Here is a 22184-nt window from a genome sequence, read left to right on the forward strand (position 1 = left end):
CGGGGTCAGATCCGGAGCACGGGCCAACAGATCCGGGTCCGCCACCCCGCCGGATCCGGCTCCGCCTCGGGATCGCTGAGGTAGCTCTCCCACATCACCGGGCCAGGGGTCAGCCCGGCCTCGGTGAAGTAGCGCTCCAGCTCGGAATAGGTCTCGGTCATGGTGTCATAGGGTCCGATGTGGGTCGCTTCGGCCGTGCGCCCGGCCGGCAGGCTCCCCGGCGCCACGTTCCCGGCCGGCGCGATGGCCGCGGCGACCGGGAAGCCCGCTTCGACGTCGACGACGGCGCCGGGCGGCCCGTAGTACTTCCCGAAGGGCGCTCCGGCGGGCTGCACGCCCTGGGCCTGCAACGCCGCCATCGTGTCCCGGAAGGCCCGGGAGAAGAACCCGCTCAGCTCCGCCATCGGCACCCGCTCCCGGACGCCCGCCGTGGGCTGCTCGCCCTGCTCGGTGATCTGGATCGTCGTCATGGACCAACCCTTCTCGGGCCGGCCGGCACCGCACAGAGCCGAAGGTCCCCGGCGGGTCAGGAGGCCGACGGCTCCTCGAGGAGCTTCAGGAGGGTGGCGTCGTCGAGCTTCTGCCAGGGCGAGGCGTCCGAACCCTGCACCGCGGCCTCGGGGCTGTCGCTCTGGCTCCACCACTTCGCCTCGTAGACGCGCCCCTCGACGAGGATCCGGTCGCCGCGCTCGTACACCTTCTTCGGATCCCACTCCGGGTAGAGGTCGGCCGGGGCGGTGACCGCGGGGACGGGCCGCTCGTCGGGCAGCACCGGGCCGAGCAGCGTCCACGGGGTCTCCTCGGCCTGCAGCACCGGGTCGTTCGGGAGGTCGCCCTGCGTCCAGTACTTCGCCACGTACACGTTGCCCTGCCACACCACGCGGTCGTCCTCGCGGTACGTGCCGACGTCGGACCAGATGGGGTACGGGCTCGTCTCGGGATCGTCCTCGACGAGGGCCTCGGGGGTCTCCTCGGCCACGGGCTCGTCGGCGAGCGTCGCGGCGCGGCCCTCGAAGTCCGCCCCGAGCACCGGCGCGAAGAGCAGACCCTGCTGGTCGATGCCGCTGCAGGAGTCCGAGACCACGGTGGTGTCGGCGTAGTTCTCGCTGCAGGTGGCGTCGCGGTTCAGCGACCACATGGACATGCGTCCCACGCCGCGTTCGGCCGCGAAGGCGTTGAACGCCGCGGCGTCGTCGAGCGTGAACACCTCACCCTTGACGTCGTTCTGCCCGATCATCGGCGTCAGCCCGATCTTCCGCCACGCGGCCTGCGGGCCGATCTCGAGGCCCGCCCTCCCGTAAAGCACCTGCAGCTGGCGGTGGGTCGCGTCCGCGGCGTTCTGCGACGCGGCGAGCATGCTCGTGCCCTCGGGCCGGCTTCCGCCGTAGTCCATGGTCATGATGTTGACGCCGGCCAGGTCCACGCCTGCCTCCAGGAACTGCGCGACGGCGGTGGTGCCGTCCGCGGTCAGGCCGCTCGGAGCGACCGGCAGGGTCAGCCACACGTTGAGCGGCGTGTCCGTGCCGGCCCGCTCGGCCTGGAGCGTCGCCATGGCCTCTGCGCGGCGCTGGCCCGCGGCGACGTCCTTCAGGTTCTCGCCTTCGATGTCCAGGTCCACGGTCGCCAGCGTGTAGCGGTCGATGACGGCGGCGTAGGCGTCCACCAAGTCCCCGGGATCCGTGCAGGCGGTCGCGAGTTCGTCGTTCAGGAGCCCGCCGAAGGACACGATGACCTCGCCGCCGTCCTGCGCGAGCCGGGCGACGCGCCGGTCGAGGTCGAGGGCGGTCCCGGCCTCCTCCAGGCCGTAGTAGGTGCCCCACGACGGGGTGCACGGGTCCTCCGTCGACGCGACGACGAAGGACAGCACCGCGCCGTCGCCGTTCTGCGCCGCGGGGTCCTCGAACGCGTAGGACGGTGTCGCCGTGACGTCGACGTAGCCGGCGAAGAAGGCGCCGGTACCTTCGGCGACCCTCGCGTCCTCCCAGCGGTTCCAGCCCGTGAGGCTGCCCACGGCCAGGGCGCCGACGACGACGGACAGAAGAAGCATGCGGAGGAGAGACAGCCTCCGGCCAGGAAAACGAGCAGACACAGGAACCCCAGATGACGGCCTCGATAGGAGGCGGGAGTGCGCACCCCGGTGCGCGAGACGCTTGAAGCGTATGGCAAAATCCGGTGCCCGTCATTGTTTTGCCTAACGCTACCGGCGGGCCGGCCGATGGTGGAGAGTGACGCTGCATGTCGCGGGGCGACGTCACGCACCCACCCGCCCGCCAACTGCCGAGGTAGCCATGTCCAGATCCAGCGATGCCACCGACTTCCCGGCACCTCGCGTCGGCCCCGATGCCGTTCCCGACGCGACCGCGGGCGTGAGGGTCGCTCCGTCGCCGGGCGCAGCCCCCACCGTCCCCGACCCGGCGGCCCCGGCAGCTCCGGCGCGTCGCCGGCAGTGGGGCGCGGAGCGGCGCTCGGAGCCGCTGTCCATCGTGCACCCCACCCCGTCCTCGCGGAAGATCGCCCTGGGTCGCCTCGGCATCGTGGTCACGGTGCTGGCCTGGCTGACCTACATCGTCACGACGATCCTGCGGCAGTTCGCCAACAATCCCGATGCGGGTTTCCGGTTCCAGGCGGAGGCGACGTCGTACCTGATCGTCGTCACCTTCCTGACGTTCTCCGCGCTCATGTACCTCGTCGCCCGGCAGGGTGCGCTGTATCGGTTCCGCGACCACCGCCGCGTGCCGCGGGGAGAGCTGGACCGCCACTTCGCCGATCACCGGGAGGGCATCACCGTCCTCGTGCCCTCCTACGCGGAGGAGCCCGCCGTCGTCCGGGCCACCCTGTGGTCCGCCGCCCTGCAGGAGTTCCCCGACATCCGCGTGGTCCTGCTCCTCGACGACCCGCCGCACCCCACCGACCCCGTGATCCGGCAACGCCTCGACGCCACCCGCGCGCTCACCTTCGAGATCGAGTCCGCCCTGCTCGAGCCGTCCACGCGGGCGGGTGCCGCGCTCGCCGGGTTCGAGGCCGCGCTCGCCGCCCGGGACCCGGACGCGCCGTCGTCCACCGGTGACCTGCCCCCGCTCATCGCGGCCTACGAGGACGCCGCCGTGTGGCTCGAGGACATGGCCGACAGCGAGACGGTGGAGGACCACGTGGACGAGTTCTTCGTGGACCTCGTGGTCATGGGCCTGGCCCGCGAACTGCGCCTGACCATCTACGCGCTCAGGGCCGCGCTGGCGCAGGGGCAGTGCCCCGAGCCGGAGCGGGTTCGGGAGCTGTACGTGCGCCTCGTACGGATCTTCAACACGCGGCTGGAGACCTTCGAGCGCAAGGCCTACGCCTCGCTGTCCCACGAGGCCAACAAGGCCATGAACCTCAACGCCTACATCTCGCTGATGGGGCACCGCTGGCGCAGGGAGCACGTCGCGACCGGCACGGTGCTGCGCCCGATGGCGGACGGTGAGGAGGCGGAGGACGACGACGTCCTGGACGTCCCCGATTCCACCTACCTGCTGACCCTCGACGCCGATTCCCTGCTGCTGCGCGACTACTGCGTGCGGCTCGTCCACCTGCTGGAATCCCCCGGGAACGAGCGCATCGCCGTCACCCAGACCCCGTACTCGTCCTTCCGGGGGGCGCCGACGCGGATCGAGCGGGTGGCCGGCGCGTCGACGGACATCCAGCACATCCTGCACCAGGGCATGACCTACTACGGGGCCACGTTCTGGGTGGGGGCGAACGCCGTGATCCGCAAGCGTGCGGTGGAGGACATCGTCGAGGTCGAGAACGTGGGCGGCTTCGAGATCAAGACCTACATCCAGGACCGCACCGTCATCGAGGACACCGAGTCCAGCGTGGACCTCGGCAGCCACGGATGGACGCTGGTGAACTACCCCGAGCGCCTCAGCTACAGCGCCACGCCGCCGGACTTCGGCTCGCTCGTGGTGCAGCGGCGCCGGTGGGCCAACGGCGGGCTGCTGATCCTGCCGAAGCTGTGGAACCAGCTGCGGCAGCGCCGCCACCTCCGTGAGCCGGTGCTCTTCCGGGAGGTGCTGCTGCGGGTCAACTACATGGCGTCGATCGCGTGGGCGAGCTTCGGGCTGCTGTTCCTCCTCGCCTACCCGTACGACAGCCGGCTCCTCAGCCCGGTCGTGTTCCTCGCCGCCGCCCCGTACTTCCTGGCCATGGGCAGCGACCTCCGCGACTGCGGGCACCGCTTCTCGGACATCTTCCGGATCTACGGGTTCAACCTGGTCCTGCTGCCGGTCAATCTCGCCGGCGTCCTGAAGTCCATCCAGCAGGCCTTCACGGGGGAGAAGATCCCGTTCGTCCGCACCCCCAAGGTCAAGGACCGCACCGCGGCCCCCGGCCTGTACGTCGTGATCCCGTACGTGATCGTCGCCTTCTCCCTGCTGACTCTCGCCCGGGATGTCCTGGAGCAGAACTGGGGCAACGCGCTGTTCGCCGGACTGAACGCCGTGCTGGCGGCCGGTGCCATCCGCGCGTACATCGGCATCAAGAACTCGGCCGTGGACATGGGCCTCGGCGTCCTGAACTGGCTGTACGTGGCACCACGGGTGAAGAAGGTCGAGAAGTCGAAGGTCATCGACAAGACGCCGGAGGAGGCGGACTGGGAGGCCATCCTGTACCACGGCGACCGCCGGCTCAACCGGGACCTGCGCTCGGGCACCGACCGACGTCGTCGGGCCGGGGTGCGGTAGTCCGCAGGCGCCTCGGCCCGCAGACGTGAGGGAGCCCCGGGACTGTTCCCGGGGCTCCCTCACATCGGGGCGATGGTCAGGCCACGCAACCCCCGAGCAGGATCCGGCCGTCGATGGCCCTGATCTGCCCCTGGACCGTACCGAGCTTGTCCTGAAGGGTCCTCACCGTGGCCTTCTGCGCCGCGATCGAGTCCTTGTTCGCCTTCTTCTGCGCCTCGAGCCCGCGGAGGACCGCCTGCGCATCCGTGACTTGCCTGTCGAGGGTGGTCAGCTCTCCCTGCAGGGTCCTGAGCTGGGCCTCGGTGGCGCTGATCTCGCCGTTCAGACTGTTGAGCTGCGTGAGGAGCGGGGCCACCCTGCCCTGCAGGGCGAGTACCTCCGACTCCGCCGTGGTGATGCGGGTGTTCAGCCCGGCCAGCGCGGCGACCAGGCGGTCGACCTCGGCGTTCAGCGCGACGATCTCCACCTGCTTGTCCGCGAGGGCCTTCGCGGAGCTGTCGGCCGCGGCCTGGAGCGTGGGCAGGCGGTCCTGCAGACCGGCCAAGTCAGCCGTCGCGGCGGCTACGGCCGCGTCGGCCGCGTCGCGTCGGGTCTCGGCATCGGCCAGGTCGGTTCGCAGCCCGGCGAGCACGTCCTTCTGGACGGTGATCGCTGCCGTGGCTGCCTCGACCCCTTCGGTGAGGCCCGGGAGCGCCGCCTCGAGATCGACGACGGCCTTCTCCTGCGCGCTGACGGCGTCGCGTGCTGCAGTTGCTGCTGTCAGGAGATCCGGCAGCTGCCCCTGCAGGGACGTGACGGCGTCCTGCTGCGCGGAAACGGCGGCCTTCGCCTCGGTCAGGGCCGTCTGCAGCGCGGGAAGCTGACCCTGCAGCGTCCGGACCTCGGCCTCCCTGGTCGTCACGGCGGCGTTCGCCGTCGTCAGCGCGGCCTGCAGGGGCGCGGCCTCCTGCTGGAGCGCGCTGCTCTGGGCCTGCTTGGCCAGCAGCTGCGCGTTGAGGGTGTCCACCTGGCCCTGCAGCGTCTTGAGGTCGCCCTGCAGGCCCGCGATCTGGGCGCTCTTGTCCGTGATCTGCCTGGTGACGGAGTCGAGCTCCGTCTGCTTCGACGTGCGCTGAGCCTCCAGCTCGCGCTTGGCGGCGGAGTTGCCCTTGATCTCGTCGATCTGCTTGGTCAGGGCTGCGATCTCGCGCTCGAGGGTCGTCTTCCGGCCCTGCAGCGCGGTCAGCTCCGTCTGCGCGGTGGTGATGGCGCCCTGCTTGGCCGTGATCTCACCGTTCTTCGCGGCGATGTCCTTCTCCAGCTGCGAGATCTCGGCGGAGAGGGTGGCGATGCGGGTGGTGTTGGCGGTGACGGCGTCGGCGGCGGCGGCCGCGGCTGCGCGCAGGGCGACGAGCTCGCTCTCGGCGCCGGCGATGGCAGTCTGCTGCGCGGTGACGGCGTCCGCGGCCTGCGCCGCTGCGGCTTCGAGGGCGAGGAGATCGGCCTGTGCGGCTGCAATCGCCGTGCTCTTCGCCGTGACGGCGTCCGCAGCCGCTGCAGCGTCCGCCTGCAGGGCGGTCAGCGTCCGGTTGGCCGCCTCGACCTCGGCCTGCTGGGCGTCGAGCGCGGACTGCGCCGTGGCGCCGGCGGCGACGAGCTGGTCGAGAACGGCCTGGGCGTCGGCCACGGCCTGCCTGGCCGTGGCCACCGCGGCGGCGGCGTCCTGCGCCGTCGTCGTGAGGGAGGCGAGGTCGCCCTGCGCCGTGGTGATGGCATCGGCGTGCAGCGCCACGTCGGTCGCCGTCTGCGTGGCGGCGGCTTCGAGGCCGGCGAGCCCGTCGGTCGCGGCACGAAGCGCGGCCTGCCGGAGGTCGGCCTCGGCCGCTGCCGCGCCTGCCTGCTCCTTCAGGTCCTCCGCCTCGGTCTGGGCTGCCGTCAGTTCCGCGCGGAGCGGGGTGAGCGCGGCGACGGCCTCGGCGTGACGTGACTGGAGACGGGAGACCTCCGCGGTGGCCGTCTCGATGGCCCGCGCGGTGTTCGCCTGCTGCTCGACGAGGCCGGCGAGTTCGGTGGTCGTGCTCGCGATCGCGGCATCCAGTTCGGCGCCCCGGGTCTCGAGGGCCGCGAGGGCGGCTGCGGCGGCGTCGACCTGCGCCTTGAGGGTGGCGGCGTCCGTCTGGAGGGCCGACCGCTCGGCCTGCAGCGCGGCGATGCGGTCCGCGTTCTTCCGGGCCGCGGTCTTGAGGAGGTTCTCCTGCACGGTGCCCCGGTGCGCCAGCTGGTTCACCACGCCGTTGCACACCCCCGTGGTCGGCCCGGCCTGCGCGGACGCCTGCGGCGCGAGGACCAGGGCGCCCCCGAGGATCCCCGGGAGGAGGACGGCGCTCGCGAGGCGGCGGGTGAGGGTGGATCGTGTGATGCTGGTGCGCACGTGGACTCCTGAGGACTGGGGCGGCATCGTTGCCTCCCACAAGCTATGGAAGTTCGTTCACGCAATAAACAGTGCTACCTACGCGAGCAGTGAGAGCACCTACTCGATTCGGGGCACCGGACTACCTACCGCCTGCGGGCAGCGCGGGTGCAGGCGAGCGCCCTGTGCGTCAGGTGCCGCAGTACGTCGTGTACGCCCCGAAGTCCTCCGGCGCCCCGGCGGCGTAGCGCTCCCGCCCGGGCTGCTCCTCGAACGGTCTGGTGAGGACCTCGAGCAGGCTGCCGAGCGGGTCCAGGTCGCCGGCCGTCGCGGCGTCGAGGGCCTCCTCGACGAGATGGTTCCGCGGGATGTAGACGGGGTTGGCGCGGTCCATCGCCTCGGCGTCCGGGGAGAGGGCGAGCCAGCGTGCGGCCCAGGCGTCGAAGGCGGCGACGTCGAGCACCCTGTCCCGGGCCGGTCGGGCGTCGCCGCGGACCACCGAGCCCAGACCGCGGAAGAAGGACGTGTAGTCGACGTGGTTGTCCTGCAGCAGGGTGAGGACGTCGTCGGCCAGGGCCGACGCGACCTCGTCGTCGACCTCGCCGGGCAGGCCCAGCTTGGCCTTCATCCCGGCGAGCCAGGCGGCGCTGTACTGCGGGCGGAACGCCTCGAGTGCCGCGACGGCGAGCGGGATCGCCTGCTCCTGGTCAGCGGCGATGAGCGGCAGCAGGGTCTCGGCGAGCCGTGCGAGATTCCATTCCGCGATGAGCGGCTGATTCGCGTACGCGTAGCGGCCGTCACGGTCGATGGAGCTGTACACGGCGGCGTAGTCGAAGACGTCCAAGAAGGCGCAGGGCCCGTAGTCGATGGTCTCGCCCGAGATGGTCATGTTGTCCGTGTTCATGACGCCGTGGACGAACCCGGTGAGCATCCACTGCGCCACGAGCGCTGCCTGCGCTGCGACGACCGCCTCGAACAGGGCGAGATAGGGCCGCCCGGCCGCGGCGGCAGCGGGGTAGTGGCGGCTGATCGCGTGATCGGCAAGGCGTGCGAGGAGGTCCTGGTTGCCCGTGGCGGCGGCGTACTGGAAACTGCCCACCCGCAGGTGGCTGCTGGCGACGCGCGCCAGGACGGCGCCGGGCAGCATGGTCTCGCGGCGCACGTCACGGCCGGTGGCGACGACGGCGAGGGAGCGCGTGGTCGGGATGCCGAGCGCGTGCATGGCCTCGCTCACGATGAATTCACGCAGCATGGGACCGACGGCGGCGAGTCCGTCGCCGCCGCGCGCGAAGGGCGTGCGGCCGGACCCCTTGAGGTGGATGTCGCGGAGGCGTCCGGCGACGTCGGTGACCTCGCCCAGCAGCAGCGCACGGCCGTCACCGAGTCCCGGGTTGAAGCTGCCGAACTGGTGGCCCGCGTAGGCCTGGGCCACCGGCGTCGCGCCGTCCGGTGCGGCCGTGCCGACCAGCAGCGACAGTCCCTCGGGGGAGCGGAGGAACGCCGGGTCGAACCCGAGCTCGGCGGCAAGCGGTTCGTCGAGGGCGAGGAGGGCGGGGTGCGGGGCGGGCGTCGCCTGCCACGCGACGGCCATCTCGGGGAGTTCACGCGCGAAGCGCCCGTCGAAGGTGACCCTGGAATCCGTCGGCACGCTCATTCCCCCACCGTACGCCGGAGTACCGGGATGCCGAACCCCGGCCGGCCGCTTGCGTGACCGGGCCCTTGCCGCTCCGCCGTGCGGGTCCTCGGCATTCGGAAAGGACGGACCGATGACGTAAAGTAGTAAGCCACCTGATCTTCTCGGGTACAGATGCGCAACCAAAGGAGACCATCATGGGAATCAGCAACACCCTCAAGAACGCTGCCGGCCGCTACCTCGGCAACAAGGCATCCGGCACCGCCGGCAAGCCCGCCGGCGGCGTCGCCGGCCGGCGCGGCACGCCCGTCCCGGCAGGCAAGACCGGCGGAATCCTGCGCGGTCTGCTCAACCGCCGCTAGCAGCCAGGCGCGGGCCCTGATCCTTCGGGATCGGGGCCCGCGCTTTTTTGTGGTGCCTGCCGTTGATCATCCGCCGGCGAGGCGTGCGGCCACCATTCCGCCGTCGTCGATCCTCAGGGCCGCCCAGCCGATCCCGCCGAGAGCGTAGAGCGAGACGGGCACGAGCACGCACCACTCCCGGAGGGATCCGGCATTGCCGAGGACGGGCAGTGCGATGTTGCCGTTCGGTCGCCACATCTGCGCGACGACCGGCATCCTCGCCAGGCGGCGCGGTCTCCTGAGCCGGAGCGGGTACACCGGGTTGCAGCCGCCGGTGGTCAGCATGTCCCCGAGGATGTGGACGACGACGCCGATGCCCACGGCGAGCGGGAACCAGAACTGCTCCTCGGGAGCGAAGGCGGTGATGAACGCGCCGGCGGTCAGGCCCACGGCCCACGGCGACTTCCGCATGCGGTCCGGGATGATCTTCAGCGCCTTCGCCGCGAAGGAGACCAGCAGCACCGTCAGCAGTCCCGCGCCCGGGTAGATGGTGCCGAACGCGACGGTCTCGGCGGTCCACAGGCCGGCGATGAAGGCGACGGCGACGAACGCGGCGACGCCGAGCACGGAGTGGGTCCCGCGCCGGTGGCCGCCCGAGATCGCGCCGACGCCGGCACAGAAGAGGTTCGACAGCGGCGGCAGTGAATGCGCGATCGTGGCGCCGTGGTGGTCGGCGTCGGGCAGGAGGGCAGCGCCCGCCGTGACCAGGGCGCCGGTGACCACGCCGACGGGGCTGACATCGAGGAGTCCCAGGCCGAGGGTGACCGACTCCGGCAGGGCGGGCAGCCACGGGCCCAGCGGCACCTCGATCCGGGTGGTGGCGGCAACCCAGGCGGCAGCGCCGCAGGCAGCATGGTGGGCGCCCATCATGGCGGGGAGTCCTTCCGGTCGAGGCCACGCCGCGCTGCGGGGGCGGCCGGCGATGAGGAACCAATCCTGTCGCGCGCCACCCCCATTTCCCGGAACCACTCCCGGGCGGCGGAATGACGGCGCCGGGCCCCGGGTTCCCCCGATATGGCCTTTCCCTTCAACGCGCTCTCGATCCTCGACCGTGCCCAGTCCCGGACCGGTTCCTCCGAAGCCGAGGCCCTGCAGCACGTGATCGCGCGGGCGCAACGGGCGGAACGGCTCGGCTACCGGAGGTTCTGGGTCGCGGAACACCACGGCGTCCCCGGTATCGCGGGGTCCGTACCCGCCGTCCTGGCCGCCGCGGTGGCTTCCGCGACGACGTCCATCCGGATCGGGACCGGCGGCATCATGCTGCCGAACCACCCGCCCCTGGTGGTCGCCGAGCAGGCAGCGACGCTGAACGCGCTCACCGGGGGCCGCTTCGACCTGGGCATCGGCCGGTCGCTCGGCTTCACGGCCGCGGTCCGGTCGGCGCTCCGTGCGGACAGGGAGGCCGCCGACCGGTTCGATCAGGACCTCGCCGATCTCCTCGCCTTCCTCGGCGGCACCGCTCCGATCACCGCCCGCCCGGCCGACGGCGGCCGGACCCCCGTGTTCGTCCTGGCCACGGGCCATGGTGTGGAGGTCGCGGCGCGGGCGGGCCTCGGCGTCGTGCTCGGCGGGCCGGCGCTGGCGCGGGACCCCGACGAGGTGCTCGGGCGCTACCGGCAGTCCTTCCGGCCGTCCCGGTGGTGGGCCGCGCCGCACGTCACGGTATCGCTCAACGTGGCCGTGGCAGGCACGACGGCGGCGGCCCGGGAACTGCTCCTGCCCGAGGCCCGCGCACTCGCGGTCTCCCGGACCACGGGGTCCTTCCCGCCCCTGGACGCGGCCACGGTCCCGCTGACGGAGCGGCAGGAGGGGCTCGTGCGGGAGTCGCTCGCCGCAGCCGCGTACGGGACGTCGGACGAGGTGGAGCAGCAGCTCGCCGCACTCCACGCCCGCACGGCTGCCGACGAGCTCATGGTCAGCGGTGGGGCGCACGACCTCGAGGCGCAGGCCGTCTCGGACGCGCTGCTGGCAGCGCTCGCCCGACCCCGTCCGGCTGCTGTGGGCATCGGGGGCTGACGACCCACCGACCACAATAGTAAGCCGGCTTGTTATTCGGGGGCGAATCACCCTCCTCTGTGGTCATTGCGCCGCGCTACGCGGCACCACGGCGACAGGAATGCCATGCTCACGATGCACGATCTCGATCCCCTGCTCGGCCACCGCGCCGCGGTCGTCACGGACGAGGGGGACACGGTGGGGTCGGTCGGCGAGGTGTATCTGGACGACGCCACCGAGGCGCCCCCCGGGTGACCGTCCATACCGGTCTGTTCGGGGCCAGGGCGGGTCGCTCTTCCGGGAGGAGGTCGTCGAGCTGGTGGGTCACGAGGAGCGGGCGGTGATCCTGGGCCGGGAGAACGTACCCGTCGAGCGGATCCGGTTGGCCAGGACCACCGTCACGGGCCGGGCCACGGTGAGAAACGAGGTGCGGAAGGAACGCATCGTCACGAGCGTCGACGGCGACGCATCGGCCGCCGATCCCGCCGTCACACCCGGAGGTCGTACCCGCCGGTCCGGAGGCCGCCTGCGCGGCAGGACTGCCGTCCGCGGACAAGCCGTACCGAGCGACGATCAGGCGGACAGGATCGTCACCAACACCCCCGACCCGCTGCTGAAGGGCAAGAACACGCGGCGCTGACCAGGCCCCGATCGTCCCTGCTTCCGGGCGCGCGCGGCGCACGCCGAGGGTCCCCGGACGGGCCGACTCCGCATGCAAGGATGAGCAGGACTGCACTCACACTGGGGGAAATCGTGAAGAAACTACTGACACTCGCCGCACTGCTGCTCGCTCTCACCGCCTGCGGGTCGGAGGAGCCGTCGTCGGAGGCGGCGCAGACGCCGGCAGCCGCAGCATCGCAGGCGCCGACGTCCGAGGCGCCGCAGCAGCTCTCCACGGAGGAGACGTGCGCCGAACTGGAGAAGCACTTCACGTCCCTCGTCGAGTCGGATCCATCGGATGCGCAGGTCGCGGAACTCGCGGACCAGCTCGACGAGCTGGCCACGAGTGCCGCCGAACCCCTGCAGGAACCGATCCAGACCCTGGCCGACGAGTTCTCCAAGGGACGGGACGCGGTTCGCGCGGAGGCAGCAGAGAATCCGGCCATCATGGAGGAGATGGACGGCGTCATCGCAACGGTCAGTGAGGAATGCGGGATCTAGGCCGGCGGGTTCCACGGAGAACCGGGCTCTGAACGTGAGCGGCCCGACAGGAGAAGCACATGGACGGATCCACGCCGCACGATGACGCCCTCGCGGCCTACCGGGCGTCCTTCACCGAAGCGCCCGGGTTCCTGAACTTCGCGAGCTACGGGCCGCCGTCGCGCGCGGTGCGCGAGCGGGTGGCGCACCTCATGGAGCTCGCCGGCGACGGCGGCACCGGCACGAACGCCACCCTGTACGGGAGGACCTCCGTGCCCGGGAATCCTTCGCGCGGCTCAGCGGCTTCCCCGTCGAGAACGTCGGGCTGACCGGCAGTACCTCGCTCGGCCTGTTCCAGGTGGCGTTCGGCCTGACCGGCGGCTCCGTGCTCGTCAGCGCCGGCGAGTTCCCCGCCAACACCTACCCCTGGCTCCGCTCCCGTGCCGCGGGGCGGGCGCGCGTCGAGCTCATCGGCGGGCCGGGCACCCGCACGACGCCCGACGTCGTCGCCCGATCGCTCACGCCGGACACCGTCGCGGTGAGTGTCAGCGGCGTCGACTTCCGCACCGGCTACCGCGCCGACCTCGCGGGTATCCGCGCGGTGATCGGCCCCGACCGGCTGCTGGTGGTCGACGGCATCCAGGCCTTCGGGGTCGCGGACCTCGACTGGACCCGGGCCGACGTCCTGGTCGTCGGCGCGCAGAAGTGGATCCGCGCCGGCTGGGGCGCGGCCGCCCTCGCCCTGTCGCCGCAGGGCATGGAGCGGATCGAGCCGCTGCTCACCGGGTGGACGGGCGTCACCGATTCCGGCAGGTACGACGGCGAGGAGCACCCGCCGCTGCCCGGAGCCCGGCGCTTCTCCCTCTCGAACCTCTCGCCCTACGCGACCGGCGCCTTCGCCGAGGCCCTGGCCCTGATCGAGACGGTGGGGGTGCCGGCCATCGAGGGCGCCGTGGCAGCCCATGCCCAGAAGCTCGGCGACCACCTCGACGCCGTCGGGGTGCCGGTCCTCTCGCCGCGGGACCGCCCGGAGGCCGCGGGGATCGTGGTGGCGGGCCTCCCCGGGCAGGCGGCCCGGGCCCACGCCGCCCTGGCGGACGCCGGCATCGCGACCACGCTCCACGGCGAGGACCGTCTCCGCCTCTCCGTCCACGCGACCACCCGCTCCGCGGTCCTCGCCGAAGCCGCGGAGGTCCTGGCGGCTTTCGCCTGAGGCTGCCCGCGCCGTCGTGTCCGGGTTTCCGGCGGTAGGGGGCCGGAAGGCGGCGTGTCCCGCTGCGACACGCGGTCGTCGGCGTCAAAGCCGTGCACGACGGCGCGCGCTCGCCCGCGCAGCGGCGCCGGCACTATACGACCGCCCACCCCCTCGCGCCAGAGTGCAGCAGGAAGATGGTTCACAGGGGGCAACAGTGCGGGGGAAATGTCCGCGGCCGGTGTTACGGTCCCAGCAGAACGTGTGACTCAGGCAACATGTTCGTCACCGTAGGGCCGGCTTCGTCGCTGCCCTGCACCGGCTGGGACATTTCACAGAGGAGAACCCTTGAATTCCATCACTCGTACCCGGGGGCTGCGGTGCGCGATGGCGCTCGCCGTGACCGGCGCCGTCGTCCTCGCGCCCGTGAGCGCACAGGCCACGCCCGTGAGCGCACCGGCCGCGCCGTCGTCCACGTCCTCGCCCAGCGCCGACGGCGGTGCCGCGAAGCTCGACGACCGCTCGGACCCTGCAGCGGAGGCGCGCCGCGACCTCAACCAGCAGGCCGTCGGGAAGGTCCTCTCCGGAGAGGCGACGGTCGAGGACCGGAACGGCTCGAAGGCCGTCAAGATGGCTCCCGGCCAGTGGGCGCAGTACGGCCTGCAGGACAGCGACCAGATCCTGTCCTTCCTCGTCGACTTCGGGACCACCATCGACCCGCGCTTCCCCGCGTCGACCGCAGGACCCACGCACGGCGCCATCAAGGAGCCGGACCGCGCAGTGGACAACTCCACCTACTGGACCGACTCCTTCGACCGCGAGCACTACCTCGACATGTTCTTCAGCGAGGAGGGCGAGTCCCTCAAGGGCGTCTACGGGGAGATGTCCAGTGGCCGGTACACGGTCGACGGCGACGTGAGCGACTGGGTGACCGTCCCCTACAACTCGGCCAGCTACGGCGAGACCGAGAGCCAGGCGGACATGACCCGCTTCGTGCAGGACACCGCCGACGCCTGGTACGACTCGCAGATCGCCGAGGGGAAGACTCCCGCCGAGATCGACGCGTACCTCGCGACCTTCGACCAGTGGGACCGCTACGACTTCGACAAGGACGGCGACTTCGACGAGGCCGACGGCTACATCGACCACTTCCAGGCCATCCACGCAGGCGAGGGAGAGGAGGCCGGGGCGCCCTCGTCGGCCATCTGGTCCCACCGCTGGGCCGTGGGCCAGGCGGGCCGCGGTACGACGGGCCCGTCCGCGAACCCCTTCGGCGGCATCAAGATCGGCCAGTCCGACGTCTGGATCCGTGACTACACCACGGAGCCCGAAAACGGCGGGCTGGGCGTCTTCGCGCACGAGTACGCCCATGACCTCGGCCTGCCCGACCTGTACGACACCAGCGGCGGCGAGAACGGCACCGGCTTCTGGTCGCTCATGAGCTCCGGCTCGTGGCTCGGCCACGGTGACGGTTCGATCGGCACCACGCCGAACCACATGGGCGCCTGGGAGAAGCTGCAACTCGGCTGGCTCGACTACGAGGTCGCCACGGCCGGTGAGAAGTCCGTCCACAAGATCGGTCCGTCGTTCCACGCCACGAAGGCCCCGCAGGCCGTCGTCGTGAACCTGCCCAAGGACGCCGCCGGCAAGAGCCGCTTCTACATCGCCGAGAACCGCGTCTACGCCGGCTACGACGCGACGCTCGCCACCGGACCGTACAACTTCGGCTGGGGCATCACCGCGCCGGACACGGTGGAGCACTACGCCTACCAGGACGGCCTGAGCATCACCTACTGGAACACCGCGCAGAAGAACAACAACACGCGCCAGCACCCGGGCGCGGGCCTCGCCCTGCCGGTGGACGCCCACCCGAAGGCACTGACCTGGTCCGACGGCACGACGGTGCGCAACCGCATCCAGAGCTTCGACGCCACGTTCGGCAAGCAGGCCACCGATGCGCTCGGCCTGCACCGCGAGACGGCGGCGGGCACGACAACGCTCACCGTCCCGTCACAGCCCGGTGTCGCCGTCTTCGACGACACGGACCCGAATGCCTACTACGACGCCACGAATCCCCAGGGCTCCGTCGTCGTCGCCGGCACGGGGACGAAGATCGAGGTCGTCCAGTCCAACTCGACGGGCATGCTGACCCTCCAGGTCCGCTAGTCCGAGCGTTCGTGTGCAGCAGGAGCCGGGAGGAGACTCCCGGCTCCTGCCGTCCGTGGGCTCGAGAGGTGCAGGGCGGCGTCGACCGGCACACGCCGCCGTCCGGCGGCGAGGGGTCCGCGCCGCTGCGTCAGTGCGCGCGCGGCCGCCGCGGTTGGGCGACGACGGCGATCGCGAGGGCGAGGAACAGGGCGACGATGCTCAGGATCCCGGCCACCGTGTAGCGAAGCGACGTGTCTTCGACGGGTGCCTGGAAGCTTTCGGCCTGTTCTGCTGGCTCCACTTGCTCTGCCGGGATCACCCTGTCGACCCGGACCTCCTCGACGGGGGTCGGCATCCGCGTGGGCGCCGCGCCGTTCTCCGCGGGCGCCGGCGCTCGTGGCGCCGCCCGGTCGACGACGACGGCCTCGCCCGGGCCCGGCTGCTGCCCACCGCCCGGAGCGGCGGGGGCGTCCTCTTCCTCCGTAGCCGGGTCCGTTGCGTCCGGCGTCGCGTCGTCGGGGGTGGACGGAGGCGGCGTGTCCGACGTCGGGGTGTCCGGGGTGGGAGCGGGTGGGGCGGCGGGACTCGTCGTCGGTGGCTCAGCGGCGGGCGGGGGGACCGTGGTGTCGGGCATCTCCTCGACGGGTGGTGCCGTGTCTGCCGGGGGTGCTACGGGCGTCGTCGGCTCCTGCGGGGACGGCTCGGCCGGGGGCAGGGCCGGCGTCGTGCCGGTCATCGCCGGAAGGGGCGTTGCCGATCGCGCGGGTGACGGCACCGGGTCGGACGGCGCCGGCGCCGGAGCGGGGGATGCGACGGCGGCCGCGGGTCCGGACAGCAGCAGTCCGAAGCTGATCGCCAGGGTGGGGAAGATGGTGGAGGCGCGCATGGCGGGAGGACTCTCGAATGACTGTGAAGCATGGTGGCGGGACGGCCCATCAGCTTTGCAAGCTGGCTGACTACCCCATCAATGCTACGCGCCGGGTGATGACATGCCCACCGGAATGTTGCGCTGGACAGGTGGCGTCGGACTCACTCCCGGCCGGCCGCCGGAACCGGGGCGTCGGGCCGGTCGGCGGGCGCACGGCGTGAGGGCTGGAACACCACGAAGCGGTACGCGAGGTAGCGGAACACGTTGCCGAGGAGCACACCGACGACATTCCCGGAGATGTTGTCCGCGAGCGGTCCCCTGAAGCCCAGGACGTAGTGCGAGACGAAGAGGCAGGCCGTCGCGATCCCGAGTCCCAGCACATTGGTCAGCCCGAAGAGGAGTGCTTCCTGACGCTTCGCCCTGCCCCCGATGTCGCGGAACGTGAAGTGCCTGCTGCCCCACCAGGACACACCGGTCGCCACGGCGACGGAGCACACCTTCGACGAGATGGGGCCCGCGCCCAGCCCCGAAGCGAGGATGTTGAACACCGAGATGTCGACGACGAACGCCACCGCCCCGACGGCGGTGAAAGAGCCCAGCCGCTTCCAGGCCTCAGGCATGAACAGGTCCCCTCTGTCGATGACGGTTCAGTCTAGGCTCCCGGTCGCGGCGCCCTTCAGGGACTCGCCGCGGCCGGCGCGCGTCCGGTGCCGGCCGGGCCGTCCTGGACCTCAGTGCAGCAGCGAGTGGTTATCCAGGCGGTGGTAGGAGCGGTTGTGATAGATCAGCGGCGCTCCGCCCGCGCCGCCGTCGCCCTCGATCGCCACTACCTCCGCAGCGAGGATCATCGACCCGCCGACGGGCAGCCGGTGCAGGATGCGGCACCGCAGCGCCCATGGTGCCTCCGTCAGGAGGGGCTCCCCCGAGGGGAGAGGTCGCCAGCCCACCGCCCCGCCGAAGCGGTCGGCGCCGCGCGTCGAGAAGAGCTGCGCGATGCCGACCTGGTCCGCGCTGAGCAGGTGGACCACCAGGGTATCCGCCGCGATGAGGGCCGCCGCCGACGACGATGCCGTCGAGACCGAGAAGGCGAGCACGGGTGGCTCGGCGGAGACGGAGGACACGGACGACGCCGTCAGGCCGACCGGCCCGTCCACCCCCTGGGCCGTGATGACGGCGATGCCGGCCGGGTGCGCGCGGAACGCGTCCTTGAAGAGCTCGGCCGTGGGGATCGCGTGGCGGGTGGATGTCGTCATGCCGCCAACGCTAGAACCTCAACAATGGTTGAGGTCAAATCGGGGGTTCGGGATCCAGGAGGGTGGACCGGACCCCCCGGGCCGCGGCGGCGTCGTCGGGGTTGACGAAACTGCACGCGGCCAGGGACAGGCACCCGCACCCGATGCAGCCGTCCAGACGGTCCCGCAGGTGCTCGAGCTGGGCGATGCGCTTGTCGATCTCCTGTTGCCACGCCGCGGACAGCCGCTGCCAGTCCGCCTGGTCCGGGACGCCGTCGGACGGCAGCTCGGCGAAGGCGCCGGCCACGGTGGCGAGCGGGATGCCCGCGCGCTGGGCCGCACCGATGACGGCGACCCGGCGGAGGACCGAGCGGTCGTACCGGCGCTGGTTGCCCGCGGTGCGGCGGCTGCTGATGAGGCCCCGGCGTTCGTAGAAGTGCAGCGCGGAGACGCTCATGCCGCTGCGCGCGGCGAGCTGGCCGACGGAGAGGTCCTGGTCAGTGCTCACGCGGGCATCCTTCCTGCGGCGGTGACGGGCGCCGTCGTGCCAGCGTAGCCGCGACGCCACCGGGTCCGACGCGGAGCCCGGCGCGGGGGCGGTTTCCGGCCGACCGGGGCGCCCGGCGGGTCAGCCGAGGCGCCACCGGGACAGGTCGAGGACGCGGTCCGCCCTGTCCCGGGTGGCGGCCACGAGCGCCGTGTTGGGTTCGTCCACCCGGCGGACCCAGTCCTCAGCCGCCGCCGGGGTCTTCCCGAAGCGGACGTGCCGTGCGACGAGGCGCCGCCGACGTAGCCCGGGCTCGACGTCGACGAACCACACCTCATCGAGAAGGGCCCGGGCCTCCCGCCACCCCGGCGCGTCGAGGAGCAGGTAGTTGCCCTCGGTGACGAGCACGGACGCCGTTGGCGCCACCGGCAGGGCGTTGGCGAGGGGCTGCTCCAGCCGGCGCTCGAACGCGGGCGCGTAGACGGTGTGGTCGGGACCGTCCGCCAGCCGTGCGAGCAGCGCCGCATAACCGTGGGCGTCGAAGGTCTCGGGCGCACCCTTGCGGTCCGACAGCCCCAGGGCGGCCAGGGCCTGGTCCGCCAGGTGGAACCCGTCCATGGGGATCAGGGCGTGATGTTCGGGGTCGATCCCGGCGACGGCCGCGGCGACGGTCGACTTCCCCGCACCCGGCGGTCCCGTGATCCCGAGCAGGGTCCTCCTGCCGGGAACGGGATCGGGCAGGAAGGCCCTGAGGTCCTCGATGGTACGGACACTCGTCATCCTCGTGGACCCTCCTCCTGCGCCGGCCCCCGTCCGGCGCCGTCCCCGTGTCCATTCTGCCGTGCGGAGCTACCGCTGGCCGGGTGGCCGGCCGGCAGGGCGCAGGGACGTGAGCATCGTCCGGATCCGCTGGTACTCCTCCGTCTCCATGTAGGCCTGCGGTGTGTCGATGTGCATCGGTTTGCCGGGGTAGATCTCGTACGGGTCGTAGATGCCGCCGAAGGCAGCCCCCGAGGGCGGCCACGTGAAGAAGTGGGCGATGGGGCAGGCGGTGGGTCCGTCGGGAAGGGGCGCGGAGGTGATGCCGTAGGCGAGCGTCGACGCGGTCACCGGATCGGGTACGGAGGGGTCCGTGCGGCCTTCGAAGACGAACATCGGGATGCCCGAGGGCTGTGCCAGCGCGGGCAGTGGTTCGGAGTCCAGCAGCGCGTACGGCACCTTCGCCGGACACTCGGCCCCTGTGACGAGCTCCGTCCGGAGGGACGCGAGCTGCCGGCCGATGCCGTCCTCGACGGTGACGGCCTCTCCCTGCGCCGGTGCCGGGGCGGAGGCGGTCACGGTCCAGTCCCCGGGGTGGTCGAAGGACAGTGTCCCATCCGGCGTCGTGTAGGTGGCCCACTCTGCGCCGTCTCCGTCGTCGGACGGCGGGGTTGCGGACGGCGGATTCGCGGGTTCCGGGGTTGCGGACGGCGAGGAGCCGGGCTCCGACACGAGGTCCTGCGTCCCTCCGGCGGTGTCGGTGTCCGCGCCGGCCTCGGGCGGGGCGCACGAGGAGAGGAAGAGAGCGAGGCGCAGGGCCCCGGATGAGAGCAGGGCGGTGCCTGGGCGACCCATGGTTACTCCTTCGTAGCGCGGGTTGGTCGCTCCATGATGGTGCTGCCCGGAATGCCTGATCGCACCGACGCCCGAATCGTTATCCGGCCGCCGGGATCGTTGCCGATCCGTGTGCGCATCGTGACGGGGCGGTGTCCCGGATCGAGGGGACCGGTCCGCGGAAACACTGGACCGGCCGTGCGGCCGGTGCCAAGGTTGGTCCATGGTCAGCGAAGACGATGTGCGGTCCGTCTGCCTCGCCCTGCCCGGGACCTCGGAGCGGCTGAGCTGGAGCCGACCCGCATGGTTCGCACGGACACTCTTCGCCCGCATGTGGGATGACACAGTCCTGACGATCAAGACGGAGGAGCGCGAGGCGTTGCTCGCCTCCCAGCCGGGTGCCTTCTTCATCCATCCGCACCATGAGCAGTACGAGTCGCTGGTGCTCGTGCGTCTCGCCCGCATCGATCTCCAGGAGCTGACCGAACTCGTCGACGAGTCCTACCGGATCGCCAACAGCGCGCCCGCACGGCGCTGAGGTGCGCGGCTGCACAGAAGGCGTGTGCTTGATCACGCGCCCGATCTTCCCGTTCACTCCCGAGCCGCGTCAGCACGCGGGCGATGAGTAGTTCTGACCTCCGGAGCAAGTAGAACCCTGAATCCCTTGGGTAACTACTTTGATGGAACGGCGCGATGTTCGGGGGGTTACACGTAGGCACTACTCGTGTTGCGCATGATGCTATCCCGTTACTTTTGTGACAGGCGCTCGCTGGCAGAGCTGGCGAGGACGCCCCCATCACCTTTCGTGTGGGACGACTCCCGGATTCCTGCCCAGCGGGCACCGCTCCGTCTCATCCACGTCTCACACGAGGTCGCCCGTCCGCGCTGCGCGGTGGCGAGCGGCCCAGGGGTAATCATGACTTCGCTGCAGTCCCTCCTCCAGGACCCTCATGCCCGGCGCCGCACGGTGGTCATCGCCGTCGCCCTCGTCCTGACAGCCCTCGTGCCGCTCGCCGACACGCTGCTGCCCGAGGGCTGGTCGTACGCCCTGCTGGCCGCCGGCGTGGTACTCGTCATGGCGGCGCTGCTCATGCTCGCCCGACCCGGCGGGCCGGGCCCCGGTGGTAGTCGCGTCAAGATCGACGGCGGCACGCGGCCCGGCGCAGGACTCCTGCTCTACCTCTCACCGGTGATCCTGCTCAATCTCGTGTACCCGCTCGTCAGCCCGGCCATGGCCGCGGTGAACGTGGGGGGAGTGCAGCTCACACTCGTGGTCCTGGCGTCCTCGATCACTGTCCCGTGGCTCGCGCAGGCCGCCTGCCTCCCGGCGTACCGTGCTATCGGAGACCTCATGGCGGAAAGGGACATGGCAGCCATCACCCGCCGCTTCTGCACCACCTGGCCCGCGATGTTCGTTCAGGCGCTGCCGCTCGTCGTGGTGTTCGCCCTGCCGCTCTGGCTCGCCACGCGCTGGTCCTTTGCGGCCCTCGCCACCTATGCGGCCCTCTGCGCCCTCCACCTCGTGTTTGTGCAGTCCCTGATCCTCGCCAATGTGGGAAGCCGCCGCGGACTGTGGGCTGCTGCGTGGGGGGCCTACGCCGTCGCCCTACTCGCAGCCCCGACCGTGTGGTGGCTGCCGCCACTGCTCGGCGCCCTCACGCAGATCGTGCCGATGGGACGAGGCCTCGCCGCCATGAGCCTCACGAGGCTGGCATCGCGCGACTTCTCGGCGGACCTGGCGCGGGGGCTCCTCCTCGGCGCGGTGCTGTGGGCCGACAAGTTCGTCCTGTTCCTCGTCACCGACGGGGACTTCCAGGTGGTGATCGTGTTCCTCGCGATGCTGCCCGCGGTGATCGCCTACAACTACTACTTCGTGAACCTCGCCCCGAGAGTGGACGAGGCGGTCACCGACCTGCATCGCTCCATCTCCGAGGCACCGCTCACAGTCCTCGCCGCGCGCTCCGGCCGGCTCAGCCGCACCGTGGACCGCGCCATCCTCAGCACGGGTGCCGTCGGCATGGTGCTCACGCTCGTGATCTCCCTGCTTCTCGAGGGACTCCAGCCCGTCAACGTGCTCCTCGCCGTCTCGGTAGGCATCGCGTCCTGGACGTTCATGATCCTCACGCTCCTCAGCTACGAACTGGACTACATCGGGGAGAAGGTCCTGCCGCAGGTGCTGGGCGGCGTCCACCTGGCGCTCTGCGTGGTGGCCTTCGTGGTGATCACCGCGACGCAGAGTGCCGCCGGGGCGGCACTCGCCTACGGCGCACTCGTCGTCGCCGATCTGGCCCTCGTCGCCGTGGCCTGGGTGCTCTACAAGCGTCACTGGAGCCAGCCCGAATACACCCTTTTCTGGCGCCACGCCACGTCCTGGTAGCACCGCTGCCG

General features: G+C 71.4%; 22 protein-coding genes. 11 read left to right on the forward strand and 11 right to left on the reverse strand.

The window, feature by feature from the left end; all coding sequences use genetic code 11:
* Positions 1 to 5: 5 nt before the first annotated feature.
* Both ACSGDB_RS14805 and ACSGDB_RS14810 read right to left on the reverse strand, forming a co-directional pair.
* A complete protein-coding gene (locus ACSGDB_RS14805) occupies positions 6 to 470 on the reverse strand; it encodes a GyrI-like domain-containing protein (RefSeq protein WP_434995668.1) in 465 nt (154 codons plus the stop codon).
* A 56-nt stretch (positions 471 to 526) separates the two neighbouring features.
* Positions 527 to 2047 carry a chitinase gene (locus ACSGDB_RS14810; protein WP_434995669.1) on the reverse strand — a complete coding sequence of 507 codons (1521 nt, stop codon included), beginning with the start codon at positions 2045 to 2047 and terminating at the stop codon, positions 527 to 529.
* A gap of 241 nt (positions 2048 to 2288) precedes the next feature.
* Here ACSGDB_RS14810 and ACSGDB_RS14815 point away from each other — a divergent pair, with 241 nt between their 5' ends.
* Positions 2289 to 4718, forward strand: coding sequence for a glycosyltransferase family 2 protein (locus ACSGDB_RS14815; protein WP_434995671.1), 2430 nt, complete (start codon positions 2289 to 2291; stop codon positions 4716 to 4718).
* 76 nt (positions 4719 to 4794) lie between these two features.
* Here the strand turns inward: ACSGDB_RS14815 and ACSGDB_RS14820 are convergent, their stop codons facing one another.
* Together ACSGDB_RS14820 and ACSGDB_RS14825 are read right to left on the reverse strand one after the other, a co-directional pair.
* Positions 4795 to 7128, reverse strand: coding sequence for a chromosome segregation ATPase (locus ACSGDB_RS14820; protein ID WP_434995672.1), 2334 nt, complete (start codon positions 7126 to 7128; stop codon positions 4795 to 4797).
* 169 nt (positions 7129 to 7297) lie between these two features.
* The gene (locus tag ACSGDB_RS14825; protein WP_434995673.1) at positions 7298 to 8761 is read right to left on the reverse strand and encodes a protein adenylyltransferase SelO; all 1464 of its coding nucleotides are present in this window, start codon (positions 8759 to 8761) and stop codon (positions 7298 to 7300) included.
* A 176-nt stretch (positions 8762 to 8937) separates the two neighbouring features.
* On the opposite strand from ACSGDB_RS14825, the gene ACSGDB_RS14830 reads away from it, so the two are divergent.
* Complete coding sequence (locus ACSGDB_RS14830; protein ID WP_434995674.1) at positions 8938 to 9102, forward strand: hypothetical protein; 165 nt, start codon at positions 8938 to 8940, stop codon at positions 9100 to 9102.
* A 66-nt stretch (positions 9103 to 9168) separates the two neighbouring features.
* Here ACSGDB_RS14830 and ACSGDB_RS14835 read toward each other — a convergent pair whose 3' ends face one another.
* Positions 9169 to 10011: a metal-dependent hydrolase gene (locus ACSGDB_RS14835; protein WP_434995675.1), complete on the reverse strand. Its 843-nt coding sequence runs from the start codon at positions 10009 to 10011 to the stop codon at positions 9169 to 9171.
* Positions 10012 to 10155: 144 nt separating this feature from the next.
* Between ACSGDB_RS14835 and ACSGDB_RS14840 the strand changes: the two genes are divergently transcribed.
* From ACSGDB_RS14840 to ACSGDB_RS14870, 7 genes are all read left to right on the forward strand, one after another.
* Positions 10156 to 11157: an MsnO8 family LLM class oxidoreductase gene (locus tag ACSGDB_RS14840; protein WP_434995676.1), complete on the forward strand. Its 1002-nt coding sequence runs from the start codon at positions 10156 to 10158 to the stop codon at positions 11155 to 11157.
* 105 nt (positions 11158 to 11262) lie between these two features.
* On the forward strand, positions 11263 to 11391 hold the full coding sequence (locus tag ACSGDB_RS14845) for a hypothetical protein (RefSeq protein ID WP_434995677.1): 129 nt from the start codon (positions 11263 to 11265) through the stop codon (positions 11389 to 11391).
* A 64-nt stretch (positions 11392 to 11455) separates the two neighbouring features.
* A complete protein-coding gene (locus ACSGDB_RS14850; protein WP_434995679.1) occupies positions 11456 to 11776 on the forward strand; it encodes a hypothetical protein in 321 nt (106 codons plus the stop codon).
* A gap of 113 nt (positions 11777 to 11889) precedes the next feature.
* Entirely contained in the window at positions 11890 to 12297 is a 408-nt protein-coding gene (locus ACSGDB_RS14855; protein WP_434995680.1) for a hypothetical protein, read from the forward strand.
* 59 nt (positions 12298 to 12356) lie between these two features.
* Positions 12357 to 12605 carry a hypothetical protein gene (locus ACSGDB_RS14860; protein WP_434995681.1) on the forward strand — a complete coding sequence of 83 codons (249 nt, stop codon included), beginning with the start codon at positions 12357 to 12359 and terminating at the stop codon, positions 12603 to 12605.
* Positions 12602 to 13489, forward strand: coding sequence for an aminotransferase class V-fold PLP-dependent enzyme (locus ACSGDB_RS14865; RefSeq protein ID WP_434995994.1), 888 nt, complete (start codon positions 12602 to 12604; stop codon positions 13487 to 13489). Before ACSGDB_RS14860 ends, ACSGDB_RS14865 begins: the two co-directional genes overlap by 4 nt.
* A 327-nt stretch (positions 13490 to 13816) precedes the next feature.
* Positions 13817 to 15634, forward strand: coding sequence for a M6 family metalloprotease domain-containing protein (locus ACSGDB_RS14870; RefSeq protein ID WP_434995682.1), 1818 nt, complete (start codon positions 13817 to 13819; stop codon positions 15632 to 15634).
* Between the two features lie 130 nt (positions 15635 to 15764).
* Here ACSGDB_RS14870 and ACSGDB_RS14875 read toward each other — a convergent pair whose 3' ends face one another.
* The 6 genes from ACSGDB_RS14875 to ACSGDB_RS14900 all read right to left on the reverse strand — a co-directional run bounded on the left by ACSGDB_RS14875 (position 15765) and on the right by ACSGDB_RS14900 (position 19817).
* Positions 15765 to 16502 carry a hypothetical protein gene (locus tag ACSGDB_RS14875; protein ID WP_434995683.1) on the reverse strand — a complete coding sequence of 246 codons (738 nt, stop codon included), beginning with the start codon at positions 16500 to 16502 and terminating at the stop codon, positions 15765 to 15767.
* A 143-nt stretch (positions 16503 to 16645) separates the two neighbouring features.
* Positions 16646 to 17104 carry a GtrA family protein gene (locus ACSGDB_RS14880; protein ID WP_434995684.1) on the reverse strand — a complete coding sequence of 153 codons (459 nt, stop codon included), beginning with the start codon at positions 17102 to 17104 and terminating at the stop codon, positions 16646 to 16648.
* Between the two features lie 111 nt (positions 17105 to 17215).
* Positions 17216 to 17737, reverse strand: coding sequence for a flavin reductase family protein (locus tag ACSGDB_RS14885; RefSeq protein ID WP_434995685.1), 522 nt, complete (start codon positions 17735 to 17737; stop codon positions 17216 to 17218).
* A gap of 34 nt (positions 17738 to 17771) precedes the next feature.
* Positions 17772 to 18224, reverse strand: a complete 453-nt coding sequence (gene soxR / locus ACSGDB_RS14890) for a redox-sensitive transcriptional activator SoxR (RefSeq protein ID WP_434995686.1) — start codon at positions 18222 to 18224, stop codon at positions 17772 to 17774.
* 120 nt (positions 18225 to 18344) lie between these two features.
* Complete coding sequence (locus ACSGDB_RS14895; protein WP_434995687.1) at positions 18345 to 18983, reverse strand: nucleoside/nucleotide kinase family protein; 639 nt, start codon at positions 18981 to 18983, stop codon at positions 18345 to 18347.
* A gap of 69 nt (positions 18984 to 19052) precedes the next feature.
* Positions 19053 to 19817 carry a hypothetical protein gene (locus tag ACSGDB_RS14900; protein ID WP_434995688.1) on the reverse strand — a complete coding sequence of 255 codons (765 nt, stop codon included), beginning with the start codon at positions 19815 to 19817 and terminating at the stop codon, positions 19053 to 19055.
* A gap of 202 nt (positions 19818 to 20019) precedes the next feature.
* On the opposite strand from ACSGDB_RS14900, the gene ACSGDB_RS14905 reads away from it, so the two are divergent.
* Together ACSGDB_RS14905 and ACSGDB_RS14910 are read left to right on the forward strand one after the other, a co-directional pair.
* Positions 20020 to 20334: an MmcQ/YjbR family DNA-binding protein gene (locus tag ACSGDB_RS14905; protein ID WP_434995689.1), complete on the forward strand. Its 315-nt coding sequence runs from the start codon at positions 20020 to 20022 to the stop codon at positions 20332 to 20334.
* A gap of 378 nt (positions 20335 to 20712) precedes the next feature.
* Positions 20713 to 22173, forward strand: coding sequence for a hypothetical protein (locus ACSGDB_RS14910; RefSeq protein ID WP_434995690.1), 1461 nt, complete (start codon positions 20713 to 20715; stop codon positions 22171 to 22173).
* Positions 22174 to 22184: the final 11 nt, after the last annotated feature.

The organism is Arthrobacter sp. Ld5 (assembly GCF_051172775.1).
Taxonomy (GTDB): Bacteria; Actinomycetota; Actinomycetes; order Actinomycetales; family Micrococcaceae; genus Arthrobacter_D.

Bases quoted from the DNA above. Each gene is read 5' to 3' on its own strand.
- ACSGDB_RS14805 (WP_434995668.1), bottom strand. From the start codon at position 470: ATGACGACGATCCAGATCACCGAGCAGGGCGAGCAGCCCACGGCGGGC.
- ACSGDB_RS14810 (WP_434995669.1), bottom strand. From the start codon at position 2,047: ATGCTTCTTCTGTCCGTCGTCGTCGGCGCCCTGGCCGTGGGCAGCCTC.
- ACSGDB_RS14815 (WP_434995671.1), top strand. From the start codon at position 2,289: ATGTCCAGATCCAGCGATGCCACCGACTTCCCGGCACCTCGCGTCGGC.
- ACSGDB_RS14825 (WP_434995673.1), bottom strand. From the start codon at position 8,761: ATGAGCGTGCCGACGGATTCCAGGGTCACCTTCGACGGGCGCTTCGCG.
- ACSGDB_RS14830 (WP_434995674.1), top strand. From the start codon at position 8,938: ATGGGAATCAGCAACACCCTCAAGAACGCTGCCGGCCGCTACCTCGGC.
- ACSGDB_RS14835 (WP_434995675.1), bottom strand. From the start codon at position 10,011: ATGATGGGCGCCCACCATGCTGCCTGCGGCGCTGCCGCCTGGGTTGCC.
- ACSGDB_RS14840 (WP_434995676.1), top strand. From the start codon at position 10,156: ATGGCCTTTCCCTTCAACGCGCTCTCGATCCTCGACCGTGCCCAGTCC.
- ACSGDB_RS14845 (WP_434995677.1), top strand. From the start codon at position 11,263: ATGCTCACGATGCACGATCTCGATCCCCTGCTCGGCCACCGCGCCGCG.
- ACSGDB_RS14860 (WP_434995681.1), top strand. From the start codon at position 12,357: ATGGACGGATCCACGCCGCACGATGACGCCCTCGCGGCCTACCGGGCG.
- ACSGDB_RS14875 (WP_434995683.1), bottom strand. From the start codon at position 16,502: ATGCGCGCCTCCACCATCTTCCCCACCCTGGCGATCAGCTTCGGACTG.
- ACSGDB_RS14880 (WP_434995684.1), bottom strand. From the start codon at position 17,104: ATGCCTGAGGCCTGGAAGCGGCTGGGCTCTTTCACCGCCGTCGGGGCG.
- ACSGDB_RS14885 (WP_434995685.1), bottom strand. From the start codon at position 17,737: ATGACGACATCCACCCGCCACGCGATCCCCACGGCCGAGCTCTTCAAG.
- ACSGDB_RS14895 (WP_434995687.1), bottom strand. From the start codon at position 18,983: ATGACGAGTGTCCGTACCATCGAGGACCTCAGGGCCTTCCTGCCCGAT.
- ACSGDB_RS14900 (WP_434995688.1), bottom strand. From the start codon at position 19,817: ATGGGTCGCCCAGGCACCGCCCTGCTCTCATCCGGGGCCCTGCGCCTC.
- ACSGDB_RS14905 (WP_434995689.1), top strand. From the start codon at position 20,020: ATGGTCAGCGAAGACGATGTGCGGTCCGTCTGCCTCGCCCTGCCCGGG.
- ACSGDB_RS14910 (WP_434995690.1), top strand. From the start codon at position 20,713: ATGACTTCGCTGCAGTCCCTCCTCCAGGACCCTCATGCCCGGCGCCGC.